This is a genomic window from Pseudomonas sp. FSL R10-0399 (genome assembly GCF_009600165.1).
Lineage (GTDB): Bacteria > Pseudomonadota > Gammaproteobacteria > Pseudomonadales > Pseudomonadaceae > Aquipseudomonas > Aquipseudomonas helleri.
The window spans coordinates 13106-34083 of sequence record NZ_WIWK01000021.1 but is presented as its reverse complement, the minus strand read 5'-3'; the positions used below and the strand labels follow the sequence as shown (position 1 = coordinate 34083).

General features: G+C 57.5%; 17 protein-coding genes. 6 read left to right on the top strand and 11 right to left on the bottom strand.

What is annotated here, in order from left to right; genetic code table 11:
• Positions 1-137 precede the first annotated feature (137 nt).
• Both GHO41_RS08790 and GHO41_RS08785 read left to right on the top strand, forming a co-directional pair.
• On the top strand, positions 138-368 hold the full coding sequence (locus tag GHO41_RS08790) for a hypothetical protein (protein WP_123748688.1): 231 nt from the start codon (positions 138-140) through the stop codon (positions 366-368).
• 102 nt (positions 369-470) lie between these two features.
• Complete coding sequence (locus tag GHO41_RS08785; RefSeq protein WP_048368990.1) at positions 471-710, top strand: DUF2789 family protein; 240 nt, start codon at positions 471-473, stop codon at positions 708-710.
• Here GHO41_RS08785 and GHO41_RS08780 read toward each other — a convergent pair.
• The 3 genes from GHO41_RS08780 to GHO41_RS08770 form a co-directional block, all read right to left on the bottom strand.
• Complete coding sequence (locus tag GHO41_RS08780; protein ID WP_153327403.1) at positions 698-916, bottom strand: hypothetical protein; 219 nt, start codon at positions 914-916, stop codon at positions 698-700. The genes GHO41_RS08785 and GHO41_RS08780 overlap by 13 nt on opposite strands.
• 125 nt (positions 917-1041) lie before the next feature.
• Positions 1042-2385 carry a phospholipase effector Tle1 domain-containing protein gene (locus tag GHO41_RS08775; RefSeq protein ID WP_153433380.1) on the bottom strand — a complete coding sequence of 448 codons (1344 nt, stop codon included), beginning with the start codon at positions 2383-2385 and terminating at the stop codon, positions 1042-1044.
• 189 nt (positions 2386-2574) lie between these two features.
• Positions 2575-2979 (bottom strand): TraR/DksA family transcriptional regulator, encoded by a 405-nt coding sequence (locus GHO41_RS08770; RefSeq protein ID WP_048368987.1) that lies wholly within the window; start codon positions 2977-2979, stop codon positions 2575-2577.
• A 659-nt stretch (positions 2980-3638) separates the two neighbouring features.
• Between GHO41_RS08770 and GHO41_RS08765 the strand changes: the two genes are divergently transcribed.
• From GHO41_RS08765 to GHO41_RS08755, 3 genes are all read left to right on the top strand, one after another.
• On the top strand, positions 3639-3908 hold the full coding sequence (locus tag GHO41_RS08765) for a hypothetical protein (RefSeq protein ID WP_153327407.1): 270 nt from the start codon (positions 3639-3641) through the stop codon (positions 3906-3908).
• 190 nt (positions 3909-4098) lie between these two features.
• Entirely contained in the window at positions 4099-4815 is a 717-nt protein-coding gene (locus tag GHO41_RS08760; RefSeq protein WP_153433379.1) for an HPP family protein, read from the top strand.
• Between the two features lie 144 nt (positions 4816-4959).
• The gene (locus GHO41_RS08755) at positions 4960-6039 is read left to right on the top strand and encodes a GGDEF domain-containing protein (protein ID WP_153433378.1); all 1080 of its coding nucleotides are present in this window, start codon (positions 4960-4962) and stop codon (positions 6037-6039) included.
• Between the two features lie 441 nt (positions 6040-6480).
• Here the strand turns inward: GHO41_RS08755 and GHO41_RS08750 are convergent, their stop codons facing one another.
• The 6 genes from GHO41_RS08750 to GHO41_RS08725 form a co-directional block, all read right to left on the bottom strand.
• Positions 6481-7971, bottom strand: coding sequence for an efflux transporter outer membrane subunit (locus GHO41_RS08750; RefSeq protein WP_153433377.1), 1491 nt, complete (start codon positions 7969-7971; stop codon positions 6481-6483).
• On the bottom strand, positions 7968-11075 hold the full coding sequence (locus GHO41_RS08745; RefSeq protein WP_153433376.1) for an efflux RND transporter permease subunit: 3108 nt from the start codon (positions 11073-11075) through the stop codon (positions 7968-7970). Before GHO41_RS08745 ends, GHO41_RS08750 begins: the two co-directional genes overlap by 4 nt.
• Complete coding sequence (locus GHO41_RS08740) at positions 11072-14173, bottom strand: MdtB/MuxB family multidrug efflux RND transporter permease subunit (protein ID WP_153433375.1); 3102 nt, start codon at positions 14171-14173, stop codon at positions 11072-11074. Before GHO41_RS08740 ends, GHO41_RS08745 begins: the two co-directional genes overlap by 4 nt.
• Positions 14170-15471, bottom strand: coding sequence for an MdtA/MuxA family multidrug efflux RND transporter periplasmic adaptor subunit (locus GHO41_RS08735; RefSeq protein WP_048368981.1), 1302 nt, complete (start codon positions 15469-15471; stop codon positions 14170-14172). The genes GHO41_RS08740 and GHO41_RS08735 overlap by 4 nt, the downstream gene beginning before the upstream one ends.
• Before the next feature lie 349 nt (positions 15472-15820).
• Positions 15821-16321 (bottom strand): thiol peroxidase, encoded by a 501-nt coding sequence (tpx, locus tag GHO41_RS08730; protein WP_153433374.1) that lies wholly within the window; start codon positions 16319-16321, stop codon positions 15821-15823.
• Between the two features lie 153 nt (positions 16322-16474).
• A complete protein-coding gene (locus tag GHO41_RS08725; RefSeq protein WP_153433373.1) occupies positions 16475-17143 on the bottom strand; it encodes a DUF3313 domain-containing protein in 669 nt (222 codons plus the stop codon).
• A 211-nt stretch (positions 17144-17354) separates the two neighbouring features.
• Between GHO41_RS08725 and tal the strand changes: the two genes are divergently transcribed.
• Entirely contained in the window at positions 17355-18278 is a 924-nt protein-coding gene (gene tal, locus GHO41_RS08720; protein ID WP_153433372.1) for a transaldolase, read from the top strand.
• Between the two features lie 77 nt (positions 18279-18355).
• On the opposite strand, the gene GHO41_RS08715 is transcribed toward tal, so the two are convergent.
• Positions 18356-19009 carry a DUF2931 family protein gene (locus GHO41_RS08715; RefSeq protein ID WP_048368976.1) on the bottom strand — a complete coding sequence of 218 codons (654 nt, stop codon included), beginning with the start codon at positions 19007-19009 and terminating at the stop codon, positions 18356-18358.
• Positions 19002-20846 carry a phospholipase effector Tle1 domain-containing protein gene (locus tag GHO41_RS08710; RefSeq protein WP_048368975.1) on the bottom strand — a complete coding sequence of 615 codons (1845 nt, stop codon included), beginning with the start codon at positions 20844-20846 and terminating at the stop codon, positions 19002-19004. Before GHO41_RS08710 ends, GHO41_RS08715 begins: the two co-directional genes overlap by 8 nt.
• Positions 20847-20978 lie beyond the last annotated feature (132 nt).

The following is a 20978-nucleotide window of genomic DNA, read 5'->3' as shown; positions in this document are numbered from 1 at the left end:
ATTCAACAGGGCTTTCGTCGCACCGATGCGTTAACTGCGCCACAACCCGCCAACTGCTGCCATACTGGCGCGAAAAATTGGCCTGGCCCATGCCGCCAGGTTGTCTGTACTCCATTACTTGCAAGGAATCATGACACGTGACGGAATTTGATATTGGCGAGTATTTCATCCGTGGTGACGTCAAAGATGTCGACGGAGAGTTTCAGGCAGTGATCGTGATGCGCCCAAAACCACCTTTGACCAAAGTCAGTTACTACCAGGTTGAAAAGGACCGTTGGTTCAAGACCGCCGAGCTGGCAAAAATAGCCGGCATGGAATCTGCCCGGCAACTGAAAGAAGCCGTCGACGCGGGCGCTCTCAACGTTTAAACGCACTTTAAACAACACGTTTCATGTTTCTATTCTAGGCTTGGCCTCGAACTCTTTGCTCTCGCAGGCCTCAAAGCTGAGCACCCACTCAAGGAAATGAACATGGACGATACCCCTGTCACCCTGCAAGCGTTGTTTGAACAACTGGGTCTGGATGCTGATCAAGCGTCGATCGACGCGTTTTTTCTCAAGACCCCGACACTGGCTGAAGACGTCAAACTGGCCGATGCGCCTTTCTGGACCGCGGCTCAATCGCAGTTTCTAAAAGAAAAAATCGCCGCTGACGATCACTGGGCCATTGTTATCGACGAACTCAACGAACGCCTGCATCAAGCACGCTGAGCGTGCTCTAGCCGTGTGCCAAGGTTGGCGCCCAGTTGCGCCAACCACGCCGTGCGACATTCTTCTGCTTCGACCCGGCTTGAGAACGCCGTCCCCCGCTGCTCACCATTCACCAGTACTACCCAGCAAGCCTTCTGGCCCAAAGCGCGCAAGCTTTTGGGAACACCGCTACCAATCATCACGGCTACATCGACCTGGTTGGTCATGAGGGTCACTCCGCTAATTAGTTAGTCTCCTAACGATGCCGGCTATGTTAGTGCTTCCGTGACAGCGGAAAAAGCTATGTACCGAATAGATGCATTGCATGACCTGTAACAATCCCGCTGTAGGCTTACCCGAATACAGGGGCCTTTTGCTCATAGATCAAGCGCCCGCCTTCCTGCGGTCGATTGAAAAAAGCCTGATCGATAATCCCTTCACCCGAACCCACCGAGGCATTCCAATTAGCCGATTGGTGGACGTAGCGCTGACGTAAAACCCGCTCCTGCTCATCGCTCAAATCAACAGCCCCAAGACGCACTTGCGCCTGAAGACTTGCTTCAATGGGCAGCAGCTCATCAGGCAGTGCGCAAGCAGCCTGCGTCAGTACCCTGAACGGCACGCCTTGCTCGCACGCCAGGCTGTGCATGATGCGCAGGTACACCCGCGCTAAATCACCGAATACCCGGCGTTGCATAAACACCGCAGCCAGTACTTGTTGCATAGGGTCTTCGCGGCTGCCCTGGCGGCGTGAATCACTGCGCACTTGCAGCAGGCGTTGCGGGTCAGTGGGGTCCAACAAGTCACGGGCCTGCCACTGTGTCAGCTCTGCACTCGCGCGCTGCCAAGCGTGGGTCAGGTTGATCGGTGTGGACGGGCTAACCAGATTGGTTTGCCAGCGCGTCAGGAATACCTGCTCGGACATCAACGCCGGATACCCGCCCCCCACATCGGCATGCGCGCCGGGGACGGCGATTTCCATGGGCCACTGCCCAGCGATGCTGTTCAGCGCAAAATTGCGCCGCTGCTCATCACGCGCAGCCAATTGCACAACATACTTCGCGCAGCCAGGGCTCAGGTACAGGTTAAGACCGGGGTTGATGTCGTCACTGATATCGCCGCCGTCTGCCAGCCCACCCATGGCGGCGACAGTATCGAACAAGCCGATAAAGGCAATCTCGCACTCAAAATCTGCGGCCAGGCTGAACTGCGACTTAAAGGATCCGCTGATGACGAGGTTGGCAAAGTGCCGGGCGGCGGCCGCGCCACGACTGAATCCAAAAATATCCAGCTGTAACCGGCTCAAAGAAGCCGCTGGCGCGGTCTGGATAAAATGCGTCATGCACTCGAGCAGTTGCGCGTAAGCCAGCTCTGCCTTGCCCACTACGCCGCTGCTGCCACGGCCATAGGTCTGGGCCGGAAAACGCGTATCCGCCGAGCCTGTGGTAGTCCCTATACCGCCAATATAGAGAGACGTCACGGCGTTGCCGTCGGTATCGAAAGTCTGTTGCGCCGGGTAATGCTGGTACAGCGCGGCAATATTGGTCGTTGCGTTGGCGTAGCTGCTGTCGCTCTCGACCCTCAGCCCTTGCGCCATTCGGGCCTGACCCGATGCACTGTTGAATTGGTTATTGGCGGTGCCATCAAAAAACACACCCACCCGCAACACGCGTTTTGTGTTGCTTGAATCACCCATGAATTTCACCCTCGCTCAAATCGGCCACGCGTAAAAATGCCGCGCAACTATAAGGTGCTTCACCGGAGGGACCCACTCAACGCGCGGAGATTGTTGTACAAGGTTTTACAAGGCGGGACGGGCAGCAAAGCGAATGCTCGCAGAACCCAAAAGCTACCGGGGCCGTGCGGCCCCGGCAAGGTCAGGCACTCAGGCTTGACGCTGGTGCTTGTCGATTTGCTCGTGACGCTCTTGAGCTTCGATGCAGTACTTGGTGGTCGGGCTGATCAGCAGGCGCTTCAGGCCAATGGCCTCGCCGCTGTCGTCGCACCAGCCGAAGCTGTCTTCTTTGATGCGCTCCAGCGCTTGTTCCAGCTGAGGCAGCATGCGCTGGTCACGATCGATTGCGTTCACCAGCCACGTACGTTCTTCTTCAACCGAGGCGGCATCCGCAGGATCGGCCGGGGTGTCCAGGCTCTCGATCGCAATGCGGTTTTGCTCGATGCGCTCGTGGGTTTCAACCTTCATGCCTTGCAACAACTCAGTGAAAAAAGAGTGCTGCTCGGCATTCATGTAGTCATCCGCCGGCATGGCCAGCAACTGTTCCTTTGTCATTGATTTCTCTATAAAAAATACGTGCATTAAGGCGAAATGGGGAGCGATCGGATCGTTCTTTATCCAAACCCGTTAGGTGCCATCTATCTCAAGCGCCACCCGGCACTCAATTTACGAGGGGCGGCAGTCTAAGGCCGACTTATCGAGTCAGCAACTGAAATGACAGCTATTTGTCCAGCTAAACGTGGAAAGAGACGAAAAAACCGTTCAGAGGGGCTAATGGAGTGCGTTTATAGCAAGAAATTCAATCGTGCTGCTGAAAATCATCACCCTTTGAAAAAAGGCCTCGCTCAAGCAGCCAAGCCCTGACCTTTTACCCTCAGCCGAAAATACTTCGGATTATTACATCAGAGTAAAAATCAGTAAGACCCAGGCTCAACACGCGAACGTTTGCAGTCACCTCTACGTGCGACTTTAACGCGCTAGGTCTCCCGCTTCATGGGTTGAAAAATCCCACAAACTTCTCCGTAAATCTTATTGGTAGTTACGCACTGCCTGACAATACTGCGCGGGAATCGCGCTTTACAATCACTCGACCAAATCCCATATCCCACGCCAAGTAAATGATCGATATGTCACTGCTTGTATCGCCAGCGCATAACGCTTTAACCGAACCGACTGCCAGATAATAAATAGCCTTTGTTCAGGGGTACGACGTGATGAGTTATTCCTTGTTTGCCGACGATCAACCCGCACGGGCGCCAAGTGTGCCAATTATCCCTCTGCCAGAGCACGCGGTGAGCCTGCCCGAACTGGAGCGATTGAGCACACTGCGCGATGCCCTGCTATTGCTAAAAGTACCGCTGGCCAACAGTTGCGGATTACGTGGCCTGATTGAGAGGCAGTTGCTGAGCAATGACGTGTATGACCGCGTGCTGGGCAAATCATCAACCTCGGACTCACCCGCCTGCGCACCGACACTGCCGTAGCCTGCACAGGCGCGCCTTAACTCAATAAAAATGCAGTTAAGCATCATTATTATGAATTTGCGGATTGCAAACGACGCAAGCACACTGCGCACGTTCCTCCCCCAATAAAGGAACACTTTTAAGGGCTTGCCGGGAAACCCGCACGGCCCTTTTTTTATCCCTTCGTTGCCAGATTCCGGATTTCCCCACCATGCAAAACAGCTGGATCAGCCGCCTGTTGCCTGCGGCCACGAATACCCGCCCCACCGAGTGGAGCCGCGCTGCGATAGGCGTCTCGCTGGGCACACTGCTGTGTGTCTGGGTCTGTAGCCTGTTCTTTGGCCTGCCCGTGGCCATGCACCTGATTGGCCCTTTGGGGGCCTCGGCCATTTTGCTGTTTGCCGTGTCCTCCGGGGCCTTGGCGCAACCCTGGTCGATTGTCGGCGGCTACCTGTGTGCAACGGTGGTGTCATTGAGCGTGGTGCATTTTTTCGGCCGCAATCTGGACAGCGCCTGCCTGGCGGTAGGCCTGGCGATGCTCATCATGTGCCTGCTGCGCTGCCTGCATCCGCCGGCTGGGGCGCTGGCCTTGCTGGTAGTCCTCGCAGACCCGAACAGCGCCCGCCTGGGCTGGGGGATGCTCGCCCCCGTGATGCTCAGCGCTGTGTGCATGCTGCTGGCTGCGTTGGTCTACAACAACCTGACACGCGTGCGTTACCCGAAAAAAAATGCTGAACCGGCACCGGCCATTGTGGCTCCGCACATCCCCGGAGAGGCCGGCATTACGGCTGAGGACTTGCAAAAAGCCATGGAGCAAATGGACGCGTTTATTGACGTGACACCCGAAGACCTCGAAGCCCTGGTACGCGCCAGCGAGCACAATGCGCGCCGACGCAGTGTGCGCGAGGTGTTTGCCGAAAGCGCCTAGCGCATAAGCGAGCCTCATGCCTGATACGGCGCCTGTCGAAAACCTGCAGACTCCTGCTAGGGTTACTGAAGCGTCGTCCGGGCGGGCTGTATTCACACACAGTTGATCACTCGGACCCCACACTCCACGTGATCAAGGCTCGCAATGCTCAGAACCATCGAGAACGAAGTATCCCGGCAGGCTGCGCCACCCGCCCTGCAAGCTGAATTTGCCCAGCATGACTTTGAGAAACTGCGCACGTTTTGCAGCCTGACCTATATCGCCAGCACGATTATCTGGCTGATGTTTGACCTGATTGTCAGCACCAAGGGCGGTCAGGGGTTTACCGGGCTTTCCATGCTGTTCATCGCCACCATGGTCGGCCTCACCCTTCTTATCGGCTTTCTGCGCACGGCTCAACAATTCAACCTGCTGAACGTGGTCTTTGTGCTGGTGATCAGCATCGGCATACGCTTGCTGGTTGAGGGCTTGCCAGAGACCGAACAAGCCGTGTGGCTGACCCTGGCGACCTCCAGCATGCTGTATTGCGCCTCGATCCTGCCCTTGAGCCGTTGGGCATTCATCAGCACCCTGGCCATAACCGTCGTAGTGCTTAACCCGTTTGTGCTGACTGAAATATCGTTAATGGACCTGCGGGGCAGCATGCTCCTCTGCTATTACTCTTTTCTGGCCTGCCTGACGACTTACAGTTTTTTCAAGTTGCGCCGCGTGAAACTGCTCAACTACACCCTGTCCAAACTGCTGATTGAGCAGGCCTACATCGACACCCTCACCGAGATCCCCAACCGCCGCTCCTTTATGGCGCGGGCTGGCAGCGAATTGGGCATCCGGCCCCGTGAGCACGATCACTACCTGGCGATGATCGACATCGACAACTTCAAGAAAGTGAACGACCGGTACGGCCATGACATTGGCGACGAAGTGCTCAAACGCACGGCGGCGAATATCAAAGCCGTGGTGCAGGGCTATGAATATGCGCGCCTGGGCGGGGAAGAGTTTGCCGTGTACGTTTCAGGCGTGCGCCGGGATGACGTTGAAGTGCTGATGGATGCATTGTGCCGTCAGGTGCGCGAAGACCCGCATCAATACCCGGTGACCATCAGTATCGGCCTGACCAGGGTTGACGACCACGACACCCTCAACCAGGCCCTGGCCAAGGCGGACAAAGCGCTGTACGCGGCCAAAAATAGTGGCAAGGACCGGTTCACGTTTCATGCTGATTGAGGCTACAGAACGCACTAAGTCTCGCGACCCAATAATTTTTCGCAGCCTTCGTGCCTCGTCAGCGACTACGGTCGGACGTAGCCTCGCAAAGCTCGTCAACTGCTACGGGATTTGTGTGCACCGCGATCTTTTGATCTTTCGCAGCCTTCGTGCCTCGTCAGCGTCTACGGTCGGACGTAGCCTCGCAAGGCTCGTCAACTGCTACGGGGTCTTTGTAAATCACCCTCTGTAGGAGCGAGCTTGCCTCGCGATCTTTTGATCTTTCGCAGCCTTCGCACCTCGTCAGCGTCTACGGTCGGACGTAGCCTCGCAAAGCTCGTCAACTGCTACGGGGTCTTTGTAAATCACCAACTGTAGGAGCGAGCTTGCCTCCCGATCTTTTGATCTTTCGCAGCCTTCGTGCCTCGTCAGCGACTACGCCGGACGTAGCCTGAGCAGGCCCTAGCGCTCGCTCACTTCCATTTTCCCGTCCCAGCCACCGCCCAGTGCGGCGATCAATTGCACGCTGGCGATCAGGCGGCTTTGCAGCAGGTTCAAGACGCTGCGCTCGGTGCTCAAGGCGGTGGTTTGAACGTTGACGACATCCAGATACGCAATCAAACCCGCTTTGTACTGGTTGGTGGTCAGGCGCAGTGATTCACGGGCCGATTCCAGCGCCTGCTCTTGCACCACGGTTTCATCGCCCAGCACTTTCAACTGGATCCTGTAGTTTTCCACTTCACGGAAACCATCGAGTACGGTCTGGCGGTATTTGGCCACGGTCTGGTCATACACGGCTTCATTACGGTCCACTTCGGCCGAACGCTGGCCACCATCAAACAATGGCAATGAAATTTTTGGCCCCACCGACCAGAACCGGTTTGGCACGCTGATCCAGTCCTGATACTGGCTGCTGCTGTAGCCGCCGGACAGGCTCAGGCTGAAGTCCGGGTAGTACGCAGCCTTGGCCACGCCTATGTTGGCGTTGGCGGCAATGATTGAGCGCTCAGCCGAGGCAATGTCCGGGCGCCGCTCCAACAGTTGCGAAGGCACGCTGACCGGGATCGCCGGCAGCTTGGGGATGTCGTTGATTTCTGCCAGCTTGAAGCTCGTCGGCGGTTGACCGGTGAGCACCGCAATGGCGTTTTCAAACTGGGCACGTTGCCAGATCAGGTCGATCAGGCTGGCCTGGGTATTGCGCAATTGGGTCTGCGCTTGCGCCACCGCATCTTTGCCGGAGATCCCGGCGCGGTACTGGTTTTCGCTCATTTTCAGCGACCGCTCATACGCCTCGACGGTCGCTTCTAACAATCGCTTCTGCTGATCAATAACCCGCAGTTGCAGGTAGTTCTGCACCAGCTCCGACTGCTGGCTCAAGCGCATGGCCGCCAGGTCGGCATAGCTGGCTTCGGCGCTGGCTTCATTGGCCTCAAGGCCGCGACGCAATTTGCCCCAGACATCGGCCTCCCAACTAACGCCGACCTGTGCGTTCAAGGTGTCGCGAATACCGCTGCTGGAACTGGTCAGGCTGGAGTTGGAACTGCCAGTGCCCTGGCTGGAGCGGGTTTTACCCACACTTAAATCAGCACTCGGCAAGAAGGCTCCACGGGCATTGCGCACCAGCGCCTGGGCCTGGCGAAATTGCGCCTCGGCCTGGGCAACACTCTGGTTGTTGCTGTTGAGCTTGGCCACCAGCGCATTGAGCTGCGGGTCAGCGTACAACTCCCACCAGGCGCCCCGCTCCAGGGCATCGCTCGGATTGGCCTGAGTCCAGCCATCAACCGCGTTGAACTGCTGCGGCACGGCCAGTTCAGGGCGCTGGTAATCCGGCCCCACCGCACAGGCGCTGAGCAGCACGCCGGTCAGCACCAGGCCCAGCAGACGCGAGCCACGGGCGAGCGCCCAACGTTGTGGCGACAAAGCCGGAGCAAGGTTAAGCAAACGAGAGGTCATAGCGGAGTTTCCAGAGCAGCATCAGTACGCACACCACGCCATTGGTTGAAACGATGGCGCGCACGGTCGAGATAGAGGTAAACCACCGGGGTGGTGTAAAGGGTCAGGATCTGGCTGAAGACCAGCCCGCCGATGATGGTGAGGCCCAAGGGCTGGCGCATCTCGGCGCCTTCGGCATGGCTGAGCATCAACGGCAAGGCGCCAAGGATGGCCGCCAAGGTGGTCATCAGGATCGGCCGCAAACGTTGCAGGCAGGCGCTGCGGATGGACTCTTGCGGGCCCATCCCCGAATGCCGTTCCAGTTGCAGGGCCAGGTCGATCATCAGGATGGCGTTTTTCTTCACCACGCCGATCAGCAGGAAGATCCCGAGCAACGAAATCAGGCTGAATTCACCGCCCGTGAGGTAAATGCTCAACAGCGCCCCGACCCCCGCTGACGGTAAGGTCGAGAGGATGGTCAGCGGGTGAATGTAGCTCTCGTACAGAATGCCCAGTACCAGATACACCGCCACCAGCGCGCCCAAAATCATGAAAGGCTGGCTCTTTTGCGTGGCAGCAAAGGCATCGCCGGTACCGGCCATTTTCACGATCACTTCTTCGGGCAAGCCCAATTTTGCGATCTCGCGTTCAATCGCTGCGGTGCCCTGCTCCAGTGAAACGCCGGGGGCCATGTCAAAGGAGATGGTTTCAGAGGCAAACTGGCCTTCATGTTCAACCCGGTCGTCTTGCAAACTGTTCTCGTAGTGAGCAATGGCCGACAACGGAATCCGTGCACCATCGGCCGTAATGACCTGCACCTGGTCCAGGGTTTGCGGATCCTGGGCGTATTTGGGGTTGACCTCCATCACCACTTGATACTGGTTCAGGCTGTCGTAGATGGTCGAAATCTGCCGCTGGCTGTAGGCGTTGTTCAGCACCGCAGTGACCATGTCCATATCGATCCCGAGGCGTTTGGCCTGATCGCGATCTACCACCAAGGTGACTTGCTGCGCACCCCGCCCTTCACGGGCGTCAATGGCAGTGAGTTCGGGCAGAGACTTGAGTGCAGCCACCACTTTTGGGTACCAAGTGCGTAACTCACCCAAGTCGCCGCTTTGCAGGATGTAGGAATACTGTGAGCTGGTTTGCTCGCGGCCACCGCCAAATTGCAGGTCCTGGTCGGCCATCAGCATCAGGCGTCCGCCCGGCACTTTGGGCATGTTGTCGCGTAAACGCTCGATAACTTTTTGCGCCGAAATTTTGCGCTCAGTGATCGGCTTGAGACGCACGATCATCACCGCGTTATTGGTGCCGCTGTTGCCGCCAATAAAGCCCGCCACACTGTCTACTGCCGGATCTGCCAGCACTGCCTGGCGAAAGATATCCATCTTGGGCTGCATTACGCTGAACGACAGGCCGTCATCGCCGCGCACAAAGCCAATCAGTTGCCCGGTGTCTTGCTGTGGCATAAAGGTTTTGGGCACCACCACGTACAGCGCCACGTTTACGCCGATGGTCAGCAACAGGCTGAGCAGGGTCAGGCGCTTGTGCCGCAAGACCCAATCCAGGCTGCGGGCATAGCCCAGCACCATGCGGTCGTTAAGCCGGATGCTCCAGCGCTGCATGGCGTTTTCAGTGCCCGGCACATGGGGTTTGAGCCAGCGCGCGCAGAGCATCGGGGTCAAGGTCAGCGATACCACCAGCGACACCACAATCGCCGCCGCCAGGGTGATCGAAAACTCCCTGAACAGACTTTCAATGATCCCGCCCATAAACAGGATCGACAAAAACACCGCCACCAGCGAAACGTTCATGGAGAGCAAGGTAAAGCCGACTTCCTTGGCCCCCAGGTACGCCGCCTTCATGGGCGAGATCCCGGCATCAATATGCCGTGAGATGTTCTCAAGCACGACGATGGCGTCGTCCACCACCAGCCCGGTGGCCAGGATCAGGGCCATCAGCGACAGGTTGTTCAGCGAAAAGCCGAACAGGTACATGATGGCAAAAGTACCCACCAGCGACACCGGCACCGCCAGGGTCGGGATCAGCGAAGCACGGAAATTACCCAGAAACAGGAACACCACCAGAATCACCAGCGCCACGGCAATCAGCAAGGTCATCTCGGCTTCATGCAGCGTGGCCTTGATGACCGGGGAGCGGTCCATGGCCAGGTTCAGTTTGACGCTGGCCGGCAGGACCGCTTGCAAGGCAGGTAACTGGGCCTTGATCGCGTTGACGGTTTCAATGATGTTGGCCCCGGCCTGACGGTTGATCACCAGCAACACCGCAGCATCATTGTTGAAAAAACCACTGTTGTAGCGGTCTTCAACGCCGTCCTGGACCTTGGCAACATGGCTCAGACGCAAAGCCGCACCGTCCTGGTAACGGATGATCAGCGGCTCATAATCCTTGGCCTTTTCCAGTTGGTCATTGGCCTGTATTTGCCAGTTATGCTCATCATTCGACACGGCGCCCTTGGGCCGGCGAACGTTGGCGTTGGCAATGGTGTTGCGCACGTCATCCAGCGCCACGCCGTACTGGTTCAGCAGTTGCGGCTCCAACTCGATACGCACGGCAGGCAAGGAACTGCCGCCGATTTGCACCTCGCCCACCCCAGGCACTTGCGACAGGCTTTGCGAGAGGATGGTCGAGGCCAGATCGTAAAGCTCGCCCTTGGCCAACACATCGGACGTCAGCGACAGCACCATGATCGGTGCTTGCGACGGGTTAACTTTTTTGTAGGTCGGCATGCTGCGCATACCGCTGGGCAACAGGTTACGCGAGGCGTTGATCGCCGCCTGCACCTCTCGGGCCGCGCCATTGATGTCGCGGTCCTGATCAAACTGCAAAATCACCCGCGTCGAGCCCTGGCTCGAGCGGCTGCTCATGGTGTTGACCCCGGCAATCGCGCCAAAGGATCGCTCCAGCGGCGTGGCCACGGTAGATGCCATCACCTCGGGGCTGGCGCCCGGCAAACTGGCAGACACCACGATCACCGGAAAATCCATTTGCGGCAGCGGCGACACCGGCAGCAAACCAAAGCTCACACCGCCCAGCAACATGATTGCCAGACTCAGCAGCATGGTCGCTACCGGGCGCTTGATGAACGGGCCGGACAGGTTCATAACGACGCCTGCTCAGCGGTTACCGTGTTACCGCGCCAGCGGCGGCCCAGTCGATCAAAGTACAGATAGATCACCGGGGTGGTAAACAACGTCAACACCTGGCTCACCAGCAGACCGCCGACCATCACCAGACCCAGCGGTTGACGCAACTCAGCGCCGGAGCCGGTCGCCAGCATCAGCGGCACGGCACCAAACAAGGCGGCCAAAGTGGTCATCAAGATCGGCCTGAAGCGCAGCAACGCCGCCTGGTAAATCGCGTCATGGGGGGCCATGCCCTGGTTGCGCTCAGCGTCGAGGGCGAAGTCGATCATCATGATCGCGTTCTTTTTCACGATGCCGATCAGCAAGATGATGCCGATGATCGCGATCATGCCCAGGTCATTGCCGCTGAGAATCAGCGCCAACAAGGCGCCGACGGCCGCCGACGGCAAGGTCGAGAGGATGGTGATCGGGTGGATGTAGCTCTCATAGAGCACGCCCAGCACGATGTACATGGTCACCACCGCCGCCAGGATCAGCAGCAAGGTGCTCGACAACGACGCCTGGAACGCTTGTGCAGCGCCCTGGAACTCGGTTTGCACGCCGACCGGCATGCCGATGTCTTTTTGCACCTGATCAATCAGCTCGACCGCCTGCCCCAGCGCCACGCCGGGCGCCAGGTTGAACGAGACCATCACCGACGGGAACTGACCGATGTGGGAAATAGACAGTTGCGACTGACGCTCTTCAACCCTGGCCAGACTGGAAAGCCGGACCTGACCGCCATCCGTGGTTTTGACGTGGATCTGCTCCAGCGACTGCGGGCCGATTTTCTCGCCATCTTTGGCCTGCAATACCACGCGGTACTGACTGGCCTGGGTGTAAATGGTCGAAATCTGCCGCTGGCCGAAAGCGTCGTACAGTGCGTCCGTGATGTTCGCTACCGACACCCCGAGGCGCGACGCGGCATCGCGGTCGATGACCAAAAACACCTGCAAGCCTTTGTCTTGCAAATCGCTGGCGACATCGGTCAGTTCTGGCTGGTTGCTCAAGGCCGTCACCAATTTTTGGCTCCAGGTACTGAGCAACTCCGCATCCGGCGATGACAAGCTGAATTGGTACTGAGTACGGCTGACGCGGTCTTCGATGGTCAAGTCCTGCACCGGCTGCATATACAGGCGAATCCCGATCAGCTTGTCCACCTGCGGTTGCAGACGCGCAATCACTGCCGAAGCACTGTCGCTGCGCTCGCTGTGGGGCTTGAGATTGATCAGCATGCGCCCGCTGTTGAGGGTGGCGTTATCGCCGTCCACACCGATGTAAGACGACAGGCTCTCAACATCCGGGTCTTGCAGGATGATCTTGCCCAGCTCTTGCTGACGCTGGCTCATGGCGCTGAACGAAATCGACTGCGGCGCCTCGGAAATCCCTTGAATCACGCCCGTGTCTTGCACCGGGAAGAACCCCTTGGGCACCACCATGTACAGAAACACCGTGAGCGCGAGGGTGCCGATGGCCACCAGCAATGTCAGTGGCTGATGCTTGAGCACCCACTGCAACATGCGCCCGTACTCGGCGATCATCCAGTCAATAAAGGCACCGCTGGCCCGGTAGAAACGGCCCTGCTCTTCTGGCTTGGGCTCGGCTTTGAGCAAGCGTGCGCACATCATCGGGGTCAGGGTGAGCGACACCACCAGCGAGATCAGAATCGCCACCGCCAGAGTGATGGCAAATTCACGGAACAACCGACCGACCACATCCGCCATGAACAACAGCGGGATCAGCACGGCAATCAGCGACAGGGTCAGCGAGATCAGGGTAAAGCCTATTTGCTTCGCGCCCTTGAGGGCGGCCTGCATCGGGGTTTCGCCCTCCTCGATATAGCGTGAAATATTTTCCAGCATGACGATGGCGTCATCGACCACAAACCCGGTGGCAATGGTCAGGGCCATCAGTGTCAGGTTATTGACCGAAAACCCGGCCAGGTACATCAAGCCAAAGGTCCCGATCAGCGACAACGGCACCGCAATCGACGGAATGATCGTGGCGCTGGCGCGACGCAGGAACATGAAGGTCACCATCACCACCAGCGCAATGGCAATCAGCAATTCATGCTGCACATCGCTTACCGAGGCGCGGATGGTTTGCGTGCGATCGGTCAGCACGGTGACATCGATACCGGCTGGCAGGTTGTTGGTGATGCTCGGCAACAGCGCCTTGATCCGGTCCACCACTTCAATCACGTTGGCACCGGGTTGACGCTGGATATTGAGCAATACCGCCTGATTTTCATTGGCCCAGGCGGCCAGGCGTTCGTTCTCGGCCCCGTCGACGATTTCTGCCACGTCTTTGAGTCGCAACGGCGCGCCATTGTTGTAGGCCAAAATCAGTTCAGCGTATTCCTGCGGGGTTTTCAACTGGTCGTTGGCGTCCAGCATCGACACCCGCGTCGGGCCGTCAAAGTTACCCTTGGGCTGGTTAACGTTGGAGGCGCCGATCAGAGTGCGCACATCTGCCAGGTTCAAACCATTGGCGGCCAGCGCCTCGGGGTTGACCTTGATCCGCACGGCCTGGCGCTGACCGCCGGCAATGCTGACCATGCCCACACCATTGATCTGGGCAATTTTTTGCGCCATGCGGGTATCGACCAAGTTGTTGAGCTTGGGCAACAGCATGGTTTTAGAGGTAATCGCCAAGGTAAGCACCGGGGTGTCGGCCGGGTTGACCTTGTTGTACACCGGCGGTGCCGGCAAGTCCTTGGGCAGCAGGTTGGTCGCGGCGTTGATCGCGGCCTGCACCTGCTGCTCGGCGACATCCATGTTCATGTCCAGGTTAAAGCGCAGGGTCAATACCGAAGCGCCACCGGAACTGGTCGAGGCCATCTGCGTGAGGCCGGGCATTTGCCCGAACTGGCGCTCAAGGGGCGCCGTCACCGCACTGGTCATGACATCCGGGCTGGCGCCGGGGTAAAGCGTCATCACGCGGATGGTCGGATAGTCGACCTGAGGCAAGGCCGACACCGGCAGCAGGCGATACGCGATGATCCCGGACAAGACGATGGCAATCATGCACAGCGTGGTTGCCACCGGGCGCAGGATAAACAGCCGCGACAGATTCATTCGCCAGCCTTGCCCTTGCCCGTACCCTGGGCTTTGGCAGCGCTTGGGTCGGCATCTGCATCCGGACCACCTTGCAGTTGCCCTGCGGCCGATGTCGGTACTTCGCTGCTGTTGCTGACCACTTCGACCAGGCTACCTTCGCGCAAGCGATCGGTACCTTCGAGCACCACACGATCACCCGGCTCCAGGCCCTCTTTGACAACGGTCAGGTCGCCATCGGTCGCACCCAGTTTGAGGGTGCGGATCTTGACCTTTTTATCGCCGTCCATTGCATAGACAAACGAGCCATTGGTGCCGTACTGAAGCGCTGCGGTCGGGGCCAGAATCACACCTTTGAGGGTGTCAGCCAGCAGGCGCACATTGACGAACTGGTTGGGGAACAGCGCCTGATCGCGGTTCTCGAACAGCGCCTTGAACTTCAAGGTGCCGGTGGTGACATCAATCTGGTTATCGATACTGCTCAACACGCCACTGGCCAACTCTTTCTGGTCACCGCGATCCCAGGCTTGTACCGGCAGCTTTGCACCGCTGCGATAGCGTTCCAGCACCAGGGCCAAGTTGTTTTCCGGCAAGGTGAAGCTGACCACAATCGGCTCGGTCTGAGTAATTACCACCAACGCGGTGGTGTCGTTGGCCGCGACCAGGTTACCGACGTCCAGCTGGCGCAAGCCCACGCGGCCACTGATCGGTGCCCGAATCTTGGTGAACTCAAGGTTGAGCTTGGCATCATTGACGGCCGCCTGATTGGTCTTGACCGTGCCCTGATATTGGCTGACCAACGCTTCGGCCGTGTCCAGCGTTTGCTTGGCGATGCTGTCCTCGGCGTAGAGACCGCGATAACGCTGCACATCTACCTGGGCGTTTTTAAGCTGGGCCTGGTTCTGCAACAGCGTACCTTCGGCTTGCAGCAGCGCATTTTGATAGCTGCGCGGGTCGATTTCTGCCAGCAATTCACCAGCTTTAACCATCTGCCCTTCTTTGAAGTAGACCTTGACCAACTCGCCTGCCACGCGGCTGCGCACATTGATCGTGTTCAGCGCAGTGACCGTGCCCAGCGCCTTGTAGTAGATCGGGAAATCCCCCCGAGTCACCTCTGCGACCAGAACCGGCACCGGTAACGTTGAACCACCAAAGCCCGGGCGCATCGCCCCTGTGCGGCTGGTGTGCCCGGCGGGTTGCGCGTTCTGGCCTTTTTTCGCCGATGCGGGCCAAAGCCACCAGCTCACGCCAGCAACGATCAGCAAAATCAGCAGGCCAACCAGCCAGCGACGAGAAGTGCGAGAAACAGAGGATTGCATTGAGTGATCAACCAGTTGGGCGCGAGCGCTTAATTTCAGGAGCCTGAAAGATAAGCAGTGCAGACAGTTATGAAAAGGCTCTTTACCGGCTATTTACGTTATAGCGCGTCAAAGACCTGCTTTACATTCACGACAAGGGCCTGCCCGGACTTTGATCTGTTTAGTTTCCAACACCAACACTCAACCTCAAATAATCCAGACTTGAGGCAGCCCTTGCCTCAATTGTGCCGCGCAGAGTGTCTAGAACCTGTGTGACATTATGTAGGCCGGTTTGATTATTTGATCTTTACGGGCAATAAAAAACGGCCTGGCATTCAATGCCAGGCCGTTTTCGGTGTTGCTGTACGACTTACTTCAAAACAGCCAGAGCTGCTTCGTAGTTAGGCTCTTCAGCGATTTCTTTAACCAGTTCGCTGTGCAGCACAGTGTCGTTTTCGTCCAGTACAACCACTGCGCGAGCAGTCAGGCCTTTGAGCGGGCCATCAGCGATTGCCACACCGTAGTTCTTGATGAACTCGGCACCGCGCAGCGTCGACAGGTTTTGTACGTTTTCCAGACCTTCAGCACCGCAGAAACGCGCTTGAGCGAATGGCAGGTCAGCCGAAATGCACAGCACCACGGTGTTGGCCAGTTCGTTGGCTTGTGCGTTGAACTTGCGTACCGACGTTGCGCAGGTCGGGGTGTCAACGCTTGGGAAGATGTTCAGCACTTTACGCTTACCGGCAAAATCGGCCAGCGTTAAATCGGACAAATTACCGGCAACCAGCGAAAACGCTGGCGCTTTGGAACCTACTGCAGGCAGCACGCCGTCGACTTGAACAGGGTTGCCTTTAAGCGTCACTTGAGCCATGAACGATGTCCTTTTTAACTGTTTTTGAAGAGCCGGAAGTTAAACACGAAACGCGCACGCGACCTATGCCCGGAGCACAAATTGTCATGCCGGGTGTGACAAAAAGAGGGGCCCGGCACTGCCAAAGGGATGTCGCCGCGTGCCAGGGCTCTTCTAATCCTTGACCTTCTGAAATGACTGGCGCATGTCCGACGCCCAGCCATCGATCACTGCTTTCACGTCATCTGCCTTCATCACCTGGCTGGCATTGCTCAGCGGTTTGCCCGTGCCTTTGCGCACCACTTGAGCAACAACATGCTGATCGTTCCCGTCGATAAAAACGGCCTCGGTAGACAACTGGGTTTCCTGATCACGGATCCCCGAGGCCGTCGTCACCGCTGCCGCCACCAGAGCGACCGGGATGTACTCATAAGGTGCCAGGCTTTCAGTTTGACTGCTGACGGCTGTAATCGCCGGGCGTACCACAATCACCCCCGGGCCTGGCGCACTGGCCAACGGCAGCACTTTACTGATCTCACGTTTGAGCGCCTGATCGTAGTAGGCCGTAATCGCGTTCAACGTGCTTTGCGGAATTTTCTCGGTAGGTTTTGGCGCCGGATAGAGCTGGCTCGGTTCTATGTACACGCTGGTGTATTGGTCGACCTTGATCGTGGGATCAACCCAGCGCATGACCTCAGCCCCCGAAGGCGACCGGGCTTCTTTAAGTCGGCTGTAATCTTTTAAAAAGCCGGAGTATCCATCCGGTTGCTGAACCTTGCTGGCGCATCCGGCCAGTACCAGCGTAGCCAGGCATAACGTACCGATCATCAACCCAGGTTTCATGGTGAAACTCCTGTATGAGACGCAACCGTTTGAACATGGAGTTGTAGGTATAGCCAATCCTCCACAGATTGCTTTTCTCGCGATTAAATCTCCTGATCGGTTGCACAACGACCTTGTTCGGCGGCATTCTGCCACTTACTGTTTAAAGAACTTTTGCTCGACGACGTACTCCATCTGTACAGCCATTAATACCTTTGAGACAGAGACGCTCATGACTTCCAAGCTGGAACAACTCAAGCAGTTCACCACCGTGGTCGCAGACACCGGCGACCTCGACGCGATTACCCGCCTCAAACCCGTTGATGCCACCACCAACCCTTCCCTGCTGCTCAAGGCCGCAGCCCTGCCGGGTTATGCCGACCTGCTGAAAAACGCTATTACCCATGCCAAAGGTGATGTTGGCCTGGCCTGCGATCTCTTCGCGGTGTCGGTGGGTAGCGGTATCTTGAAGGTCATTCCGGGCCGGATTTCCACCGAAGTCGATGCGCGCCTGTCGTTTGACGAGCCAGCCCTGCTGCAAAAAGCCAATCAATTAATCGAGCTGTATGACAAGGCCGGCGTAAGCCGCGACCGCGTACTGATCAAGCTGGCGTCGACCTGGGAAGGCATCCGCGCTGCCGAGAAGCTGGAAAAAGCCGGTATCCAGACCAACCTGACCCTGCTGTTCTCGTTTGCCCAAGCCGCAGCCTGTGCCGATGCCGGGGTGTTTTTGATCTCGCCGTTCGTGGGCCGCATCTACGACTGGTACAAGAAGTCCACCGGGATTGATTACACCGGCTCAGATGATCCGGGCGTGCAGTCGGTAACCCGCATCTACAACTACTACAAGGCCAATGACTACAAAACCGTGGTCATGGGCGCGAGCTTTCGCAACACCAACCAGATCGAGCAACTGGCAGGCTGCGATCGCCTGACCATCAGCCCGGACCTGCTGGAAAAACTGGCGCAGGACGACGGCACACTGGCGCGCAAACTCAGCCCCGGCGCGAGCGGCGAGCCGCGTTTGACCCTCAACGAAGCGCAATTTCGCTGGGCCTCGAACGAAGATGCCATGGCCACTGAAAAACTGGCCGAAGGCATCCGCCAATTCGCCCGCGACCAGGAAAAACTTGAAGCCCTGCTGTCAGGTAAATAACGGCTGACACCCCACATTCTGTTGGCGCGTCTCGCGATCTTTTGGCCATAACACAGATCGCGAGGCGCGGCGGCCCTTTACCAAGAGCCATAAGGCACCCCGTATTTTTCGATGTAGGCTTTTGACGTTTCGCCAAGCGGGAAATGATGGCCTTCGGACTTCCCGCCATAAGGTCCTTCTTTCACTACTTCTCCCTGAACCCTGGTCACTTCGATTGGGCTGACGCAAGGGCCCGAGATCCACACCTTGGCAATACCGCCGGGGGCCAGCCCTACCGTCACGCCTTTACGGTAACCGGTGATCCATTTGGCATCGAACTCGCAAAAGGCTTTCTCAGGCTTGACCATGGCCTGCTGAATGGCTGTGGGGATCACGATATAAGCCTCGTAGGTTTGTGGCTCTACCAATGATTGCCAGCGCACATAAATCAGGCGTGGTACAGCAGCCCCGTAAACATATTTACCTTTACCCCAACCGGGATAACTTGGCCAACCGCGAGGATTACCTTTGAGGTTTTTAGGAGTCTGGATAGCGGCTACTCCACTCATGGCTCGTTTGAATACACGGTCTCGCACATCCACCGCATCTGCGGTTTCGATCCACACTTCCATGTAGTTGGGGGCGAACAGTCCAAGCCGCCAGCCATCATAGGGCAACCCATTGCTGCCCTTGGTACAGCCCACCATCAGCCCAAACACAGCGCACACCCATAGCAGCTTGAATTTACTCATTGGGATGCACCGCCCGTTTACCGCCTGCAGCCGGCCGATTAATAAAGAGCACCTCAATGTCGCTGTTGTTCTTGCCGCTGGCAGCATTCCAATTGCCTGACAAGTGGATGTATTTGCGCTGTAGTAAAGCCACCTCTTCATGGGTCAGTCCGGGAAAGCTGTCGCCGACGGCATACGCTTGCAGTTTGATGGCAATGTCGTGCAGGTCAGCAGGAATCGCCAATGCAGGGTTACGATCATCAATGGATACGAAAGGAACCCCATTTCGTACTCCCAACTCGCGCATGGCTCGCAAGTAAATCAGTGACAACTGACCATGCACTTGCCGTTCACTGCGTAGGGCGGCATACACGCGTTTCTCGGCAAACATGTCACGGCGTCTGTTATAAGGCAGAACCACCGCCCATGTGTCGACACTCCAGCGCTGCAGATAGGGCTCCAGATCCGGCAGCATAACCCCCATGAGCTGACGGGCTCGGTCATAAGCGACCGTGGAAGTTTCTGGCATGTCGACAGGCACCTGACTGCTCTGGGGTTTACTCAGCAGCACTTTTTCGGTGGCCAGAGGCAAATAACCGCCGCCAATATCGGAATGGACACCGGGCAGCTCGATGTCATTGTCGGTACGAACCAGTGAGAAGTTATGACGATATTCGCTGCGCGCCACAAATTGCACCACATAGCGCGCAATGCCAGGGGCAAGGTGCAGGTTGAGACCAGGGTTACTGGCGTTATGCGGGCTAAAGTCGCCGCTTAAGGGTGCAACCATCCCAGGCACCGTATCAAACAGGCCGATAAAGTTGAGGTTGAAATCAGTTCGGTGGCGCCATCTAAAGCCATCTGACATGCCCTTCGTTCCCGGAGGGATCGATTGGGCGATAAGGCTTTTCGGCCCCTTCAACAAGTCATTGGCACAATGCCGTGCAGCAGCGGCACCACGACTGAAGCCAAACAGATCGATAACGATTCGCCAAATAGTCAGGCCGGGATTGTTGTCTTGCAGTGTTCGAACCTGCTCCAAAATCAGCGCAGGCGCTTGCTCAACTCGCGCCACAATACCAGTGCTGCCTTGACCGCTAGCCTGGCCATAGACCGAGTCAGCTTGCCCCGTGACTGTACCGATACCTTCTAGGTAGACACTGAGAAACGCCTCTTCAGTTCCTTGCGGCAATTGCGTATCCGCATGATCCGGATACAAGTCATAAAGCCGCGCCACATTGGTGACATCGTTGCTATAGCTGTTATCCGGCGAGTTTCCTTTACCGTCAAAGCCAAAGCTCGCGCAATGCTGACGTATATCCGCGCCTTCCTGTTCACCTATACCCAAGCTAATGGCCAGGCAACCTCGCGCCGCCTCGCTGTTGCCCTGGTTATTCCCGGTGCCATCGAAGAACAAGCCCACATGCAGGGTGATGCCGGTGTCCTGTTCCTCTTCTTCGTCCTCTTCTTCCAGCTCGGGCTCGGGATTAACGGGCGCTGTTTTTTTAGGTGCCGGCGATTCGGGCCACTGAGCCAAATACTCCATGTAACTCTGCTGAGGCCCTCTGGTATCTCCCAGCACTTGGCCTCTGATGTATTGATCAGGGATCAGTCGCGGCGCAGGGCGGCACAGGCACTGGCACAAGTCGCCTTCCAGCGCGGCTTGCCGCCCTCCCAGTGATTCATCATGGCGCGGACCGCACAGCACGATAACGCCCGTGCTGCCGCACACCGGGCACTCGATACTGTCACCTTCACGGGCCAGTATCTGGTCGTTGATTGTCATCAGTTCCCAGCCCGTCACCACCACGCCGCCCACCGTGGTCCTGGACCCGACGGTGATGTTCATGCGCTTCATACGCAGGCACCGGGCAAGGCCTGAGCGCTGTTGTGTAATAGGGGCATGTCGGCATCCTGGTGGAGGAAGGTTGAGTGCCCGCTAACTGTCAAATTGCCAGTTAGCGGCGCCCAGCCAGTATGCCGAGAGGGT

Bases quoted from the DNA above. Each gene is read 5' to 3' on its own strand.
- GHO41_RS08785 (WP_048368990.1), top strand. From the start codon at position 471: ATGGACGATACCCCTGTCACCCTGCAAGCGTTGTTTGAACAACTGGGT.
- GHO41_RS08780 (WP_153327403.1), bottom strand. From the start codon at position 916: ATGACCAACCAGGTCGATGTAGCCGTGATGATTGGTAGCGGTGTTCCC.
- GHO41_RS08775 (WP_153433380.1), bottom strand. From the start codon at position 2,385: ATGGGTGATTCAAGCAACACAAAACGCGTGTTGCGGGTGGGTGTGTTT.
- GHO41_RS08770 (WP_048368987.1), bottom strand. From the start codon at position 2,979: ATGACAAAGGAACAGTTGCTGGCCATGCCGGCGGATGACTACATGAAT.
- GHO41_RS08765 (WP_153327407.1), top strand. From the start codon at position 3,639: ATGAGTTATTCCTTGTTTGCCGACGATCAACCCGCACGGGCGCCAAGT.
- GHO41_RS08760 (WP_153433379.1), top strand. From the start codon at position 4,099: ATGCAAAACAGCTGGATCAGCCGCCTGTTGCCTGCGGCCACGAATACC.
- GHO41_RS08755 (WP_153433378.1), top strand. From the start codon at position 4,960: ATGCTCAGAACCATCGAGAACGAAGTATCCCGGCAGGCTGCGCCACCC.
- GHO41_RS08750 (WP_153433377.1), bottom strand. From the start codon at position 7,971: ATGACCTCTCGTTTGCTTAACCTTGCTCCGGCTTTGTCGCCACAACGT.
- GHO41_RS08745 (WP_153433376.1), bottom strand. From the start codon at position 11,075: ATGAACCTGTCCGGCCCGTTCATCAAGCGCCCGGTAGCGACCATGCTG.
- GHO41_RS08740 (WP_153433375.1), bottom strand. From the start codon at position 14,173: ATGAATCTGTCGCGGCTGTTTATCCTGCGCCCGGTGGCAACCACGCTG.
- GHO41_RS08735 (WP_048368981.1), bottom strand. From the start codon at position 15,471: ATGCAATCCTCTGTTTCTCGCACTTCTCGTCGCTGGCTGGTTGGCCTG.
- tpx (WP_153433374.1), bottom strand. From the start codon at position 16,321: ATGGCTCAAGTGACGCTTAAAGGCAACCCTGTTCAAGTCGACGGCGTG.
- GHO41_RS08725 (WP_153433373.1), bottom strand. From the start codon at position 17,143: ATGAAACCTGGGTTGATGATCGGTACGTTATGCCTGGCTACGCTGGTA.
- tal (WP_153433372.1), top strand. From the start codon at position 17,355: ATGACTTCCAAGCTGGAACAACTCAAGCAGTTCACCACCGTGGTCGCA.
- GHO41_RS08715 (WP_048368976.1), bottom strand. From the start codon at position 19,009: ATGAGTAAATTCAAGCTGCTATGGGTGTGCGCTGTGTTTGGGCTGATG.
- GHO41_RS08710 (WP_048368975.1), bottom strand. From the start codon at position 20,846: ATGAAGCGCATGAACATCACCGTCGGGTCCAGGACCACGGTGGGCGGC.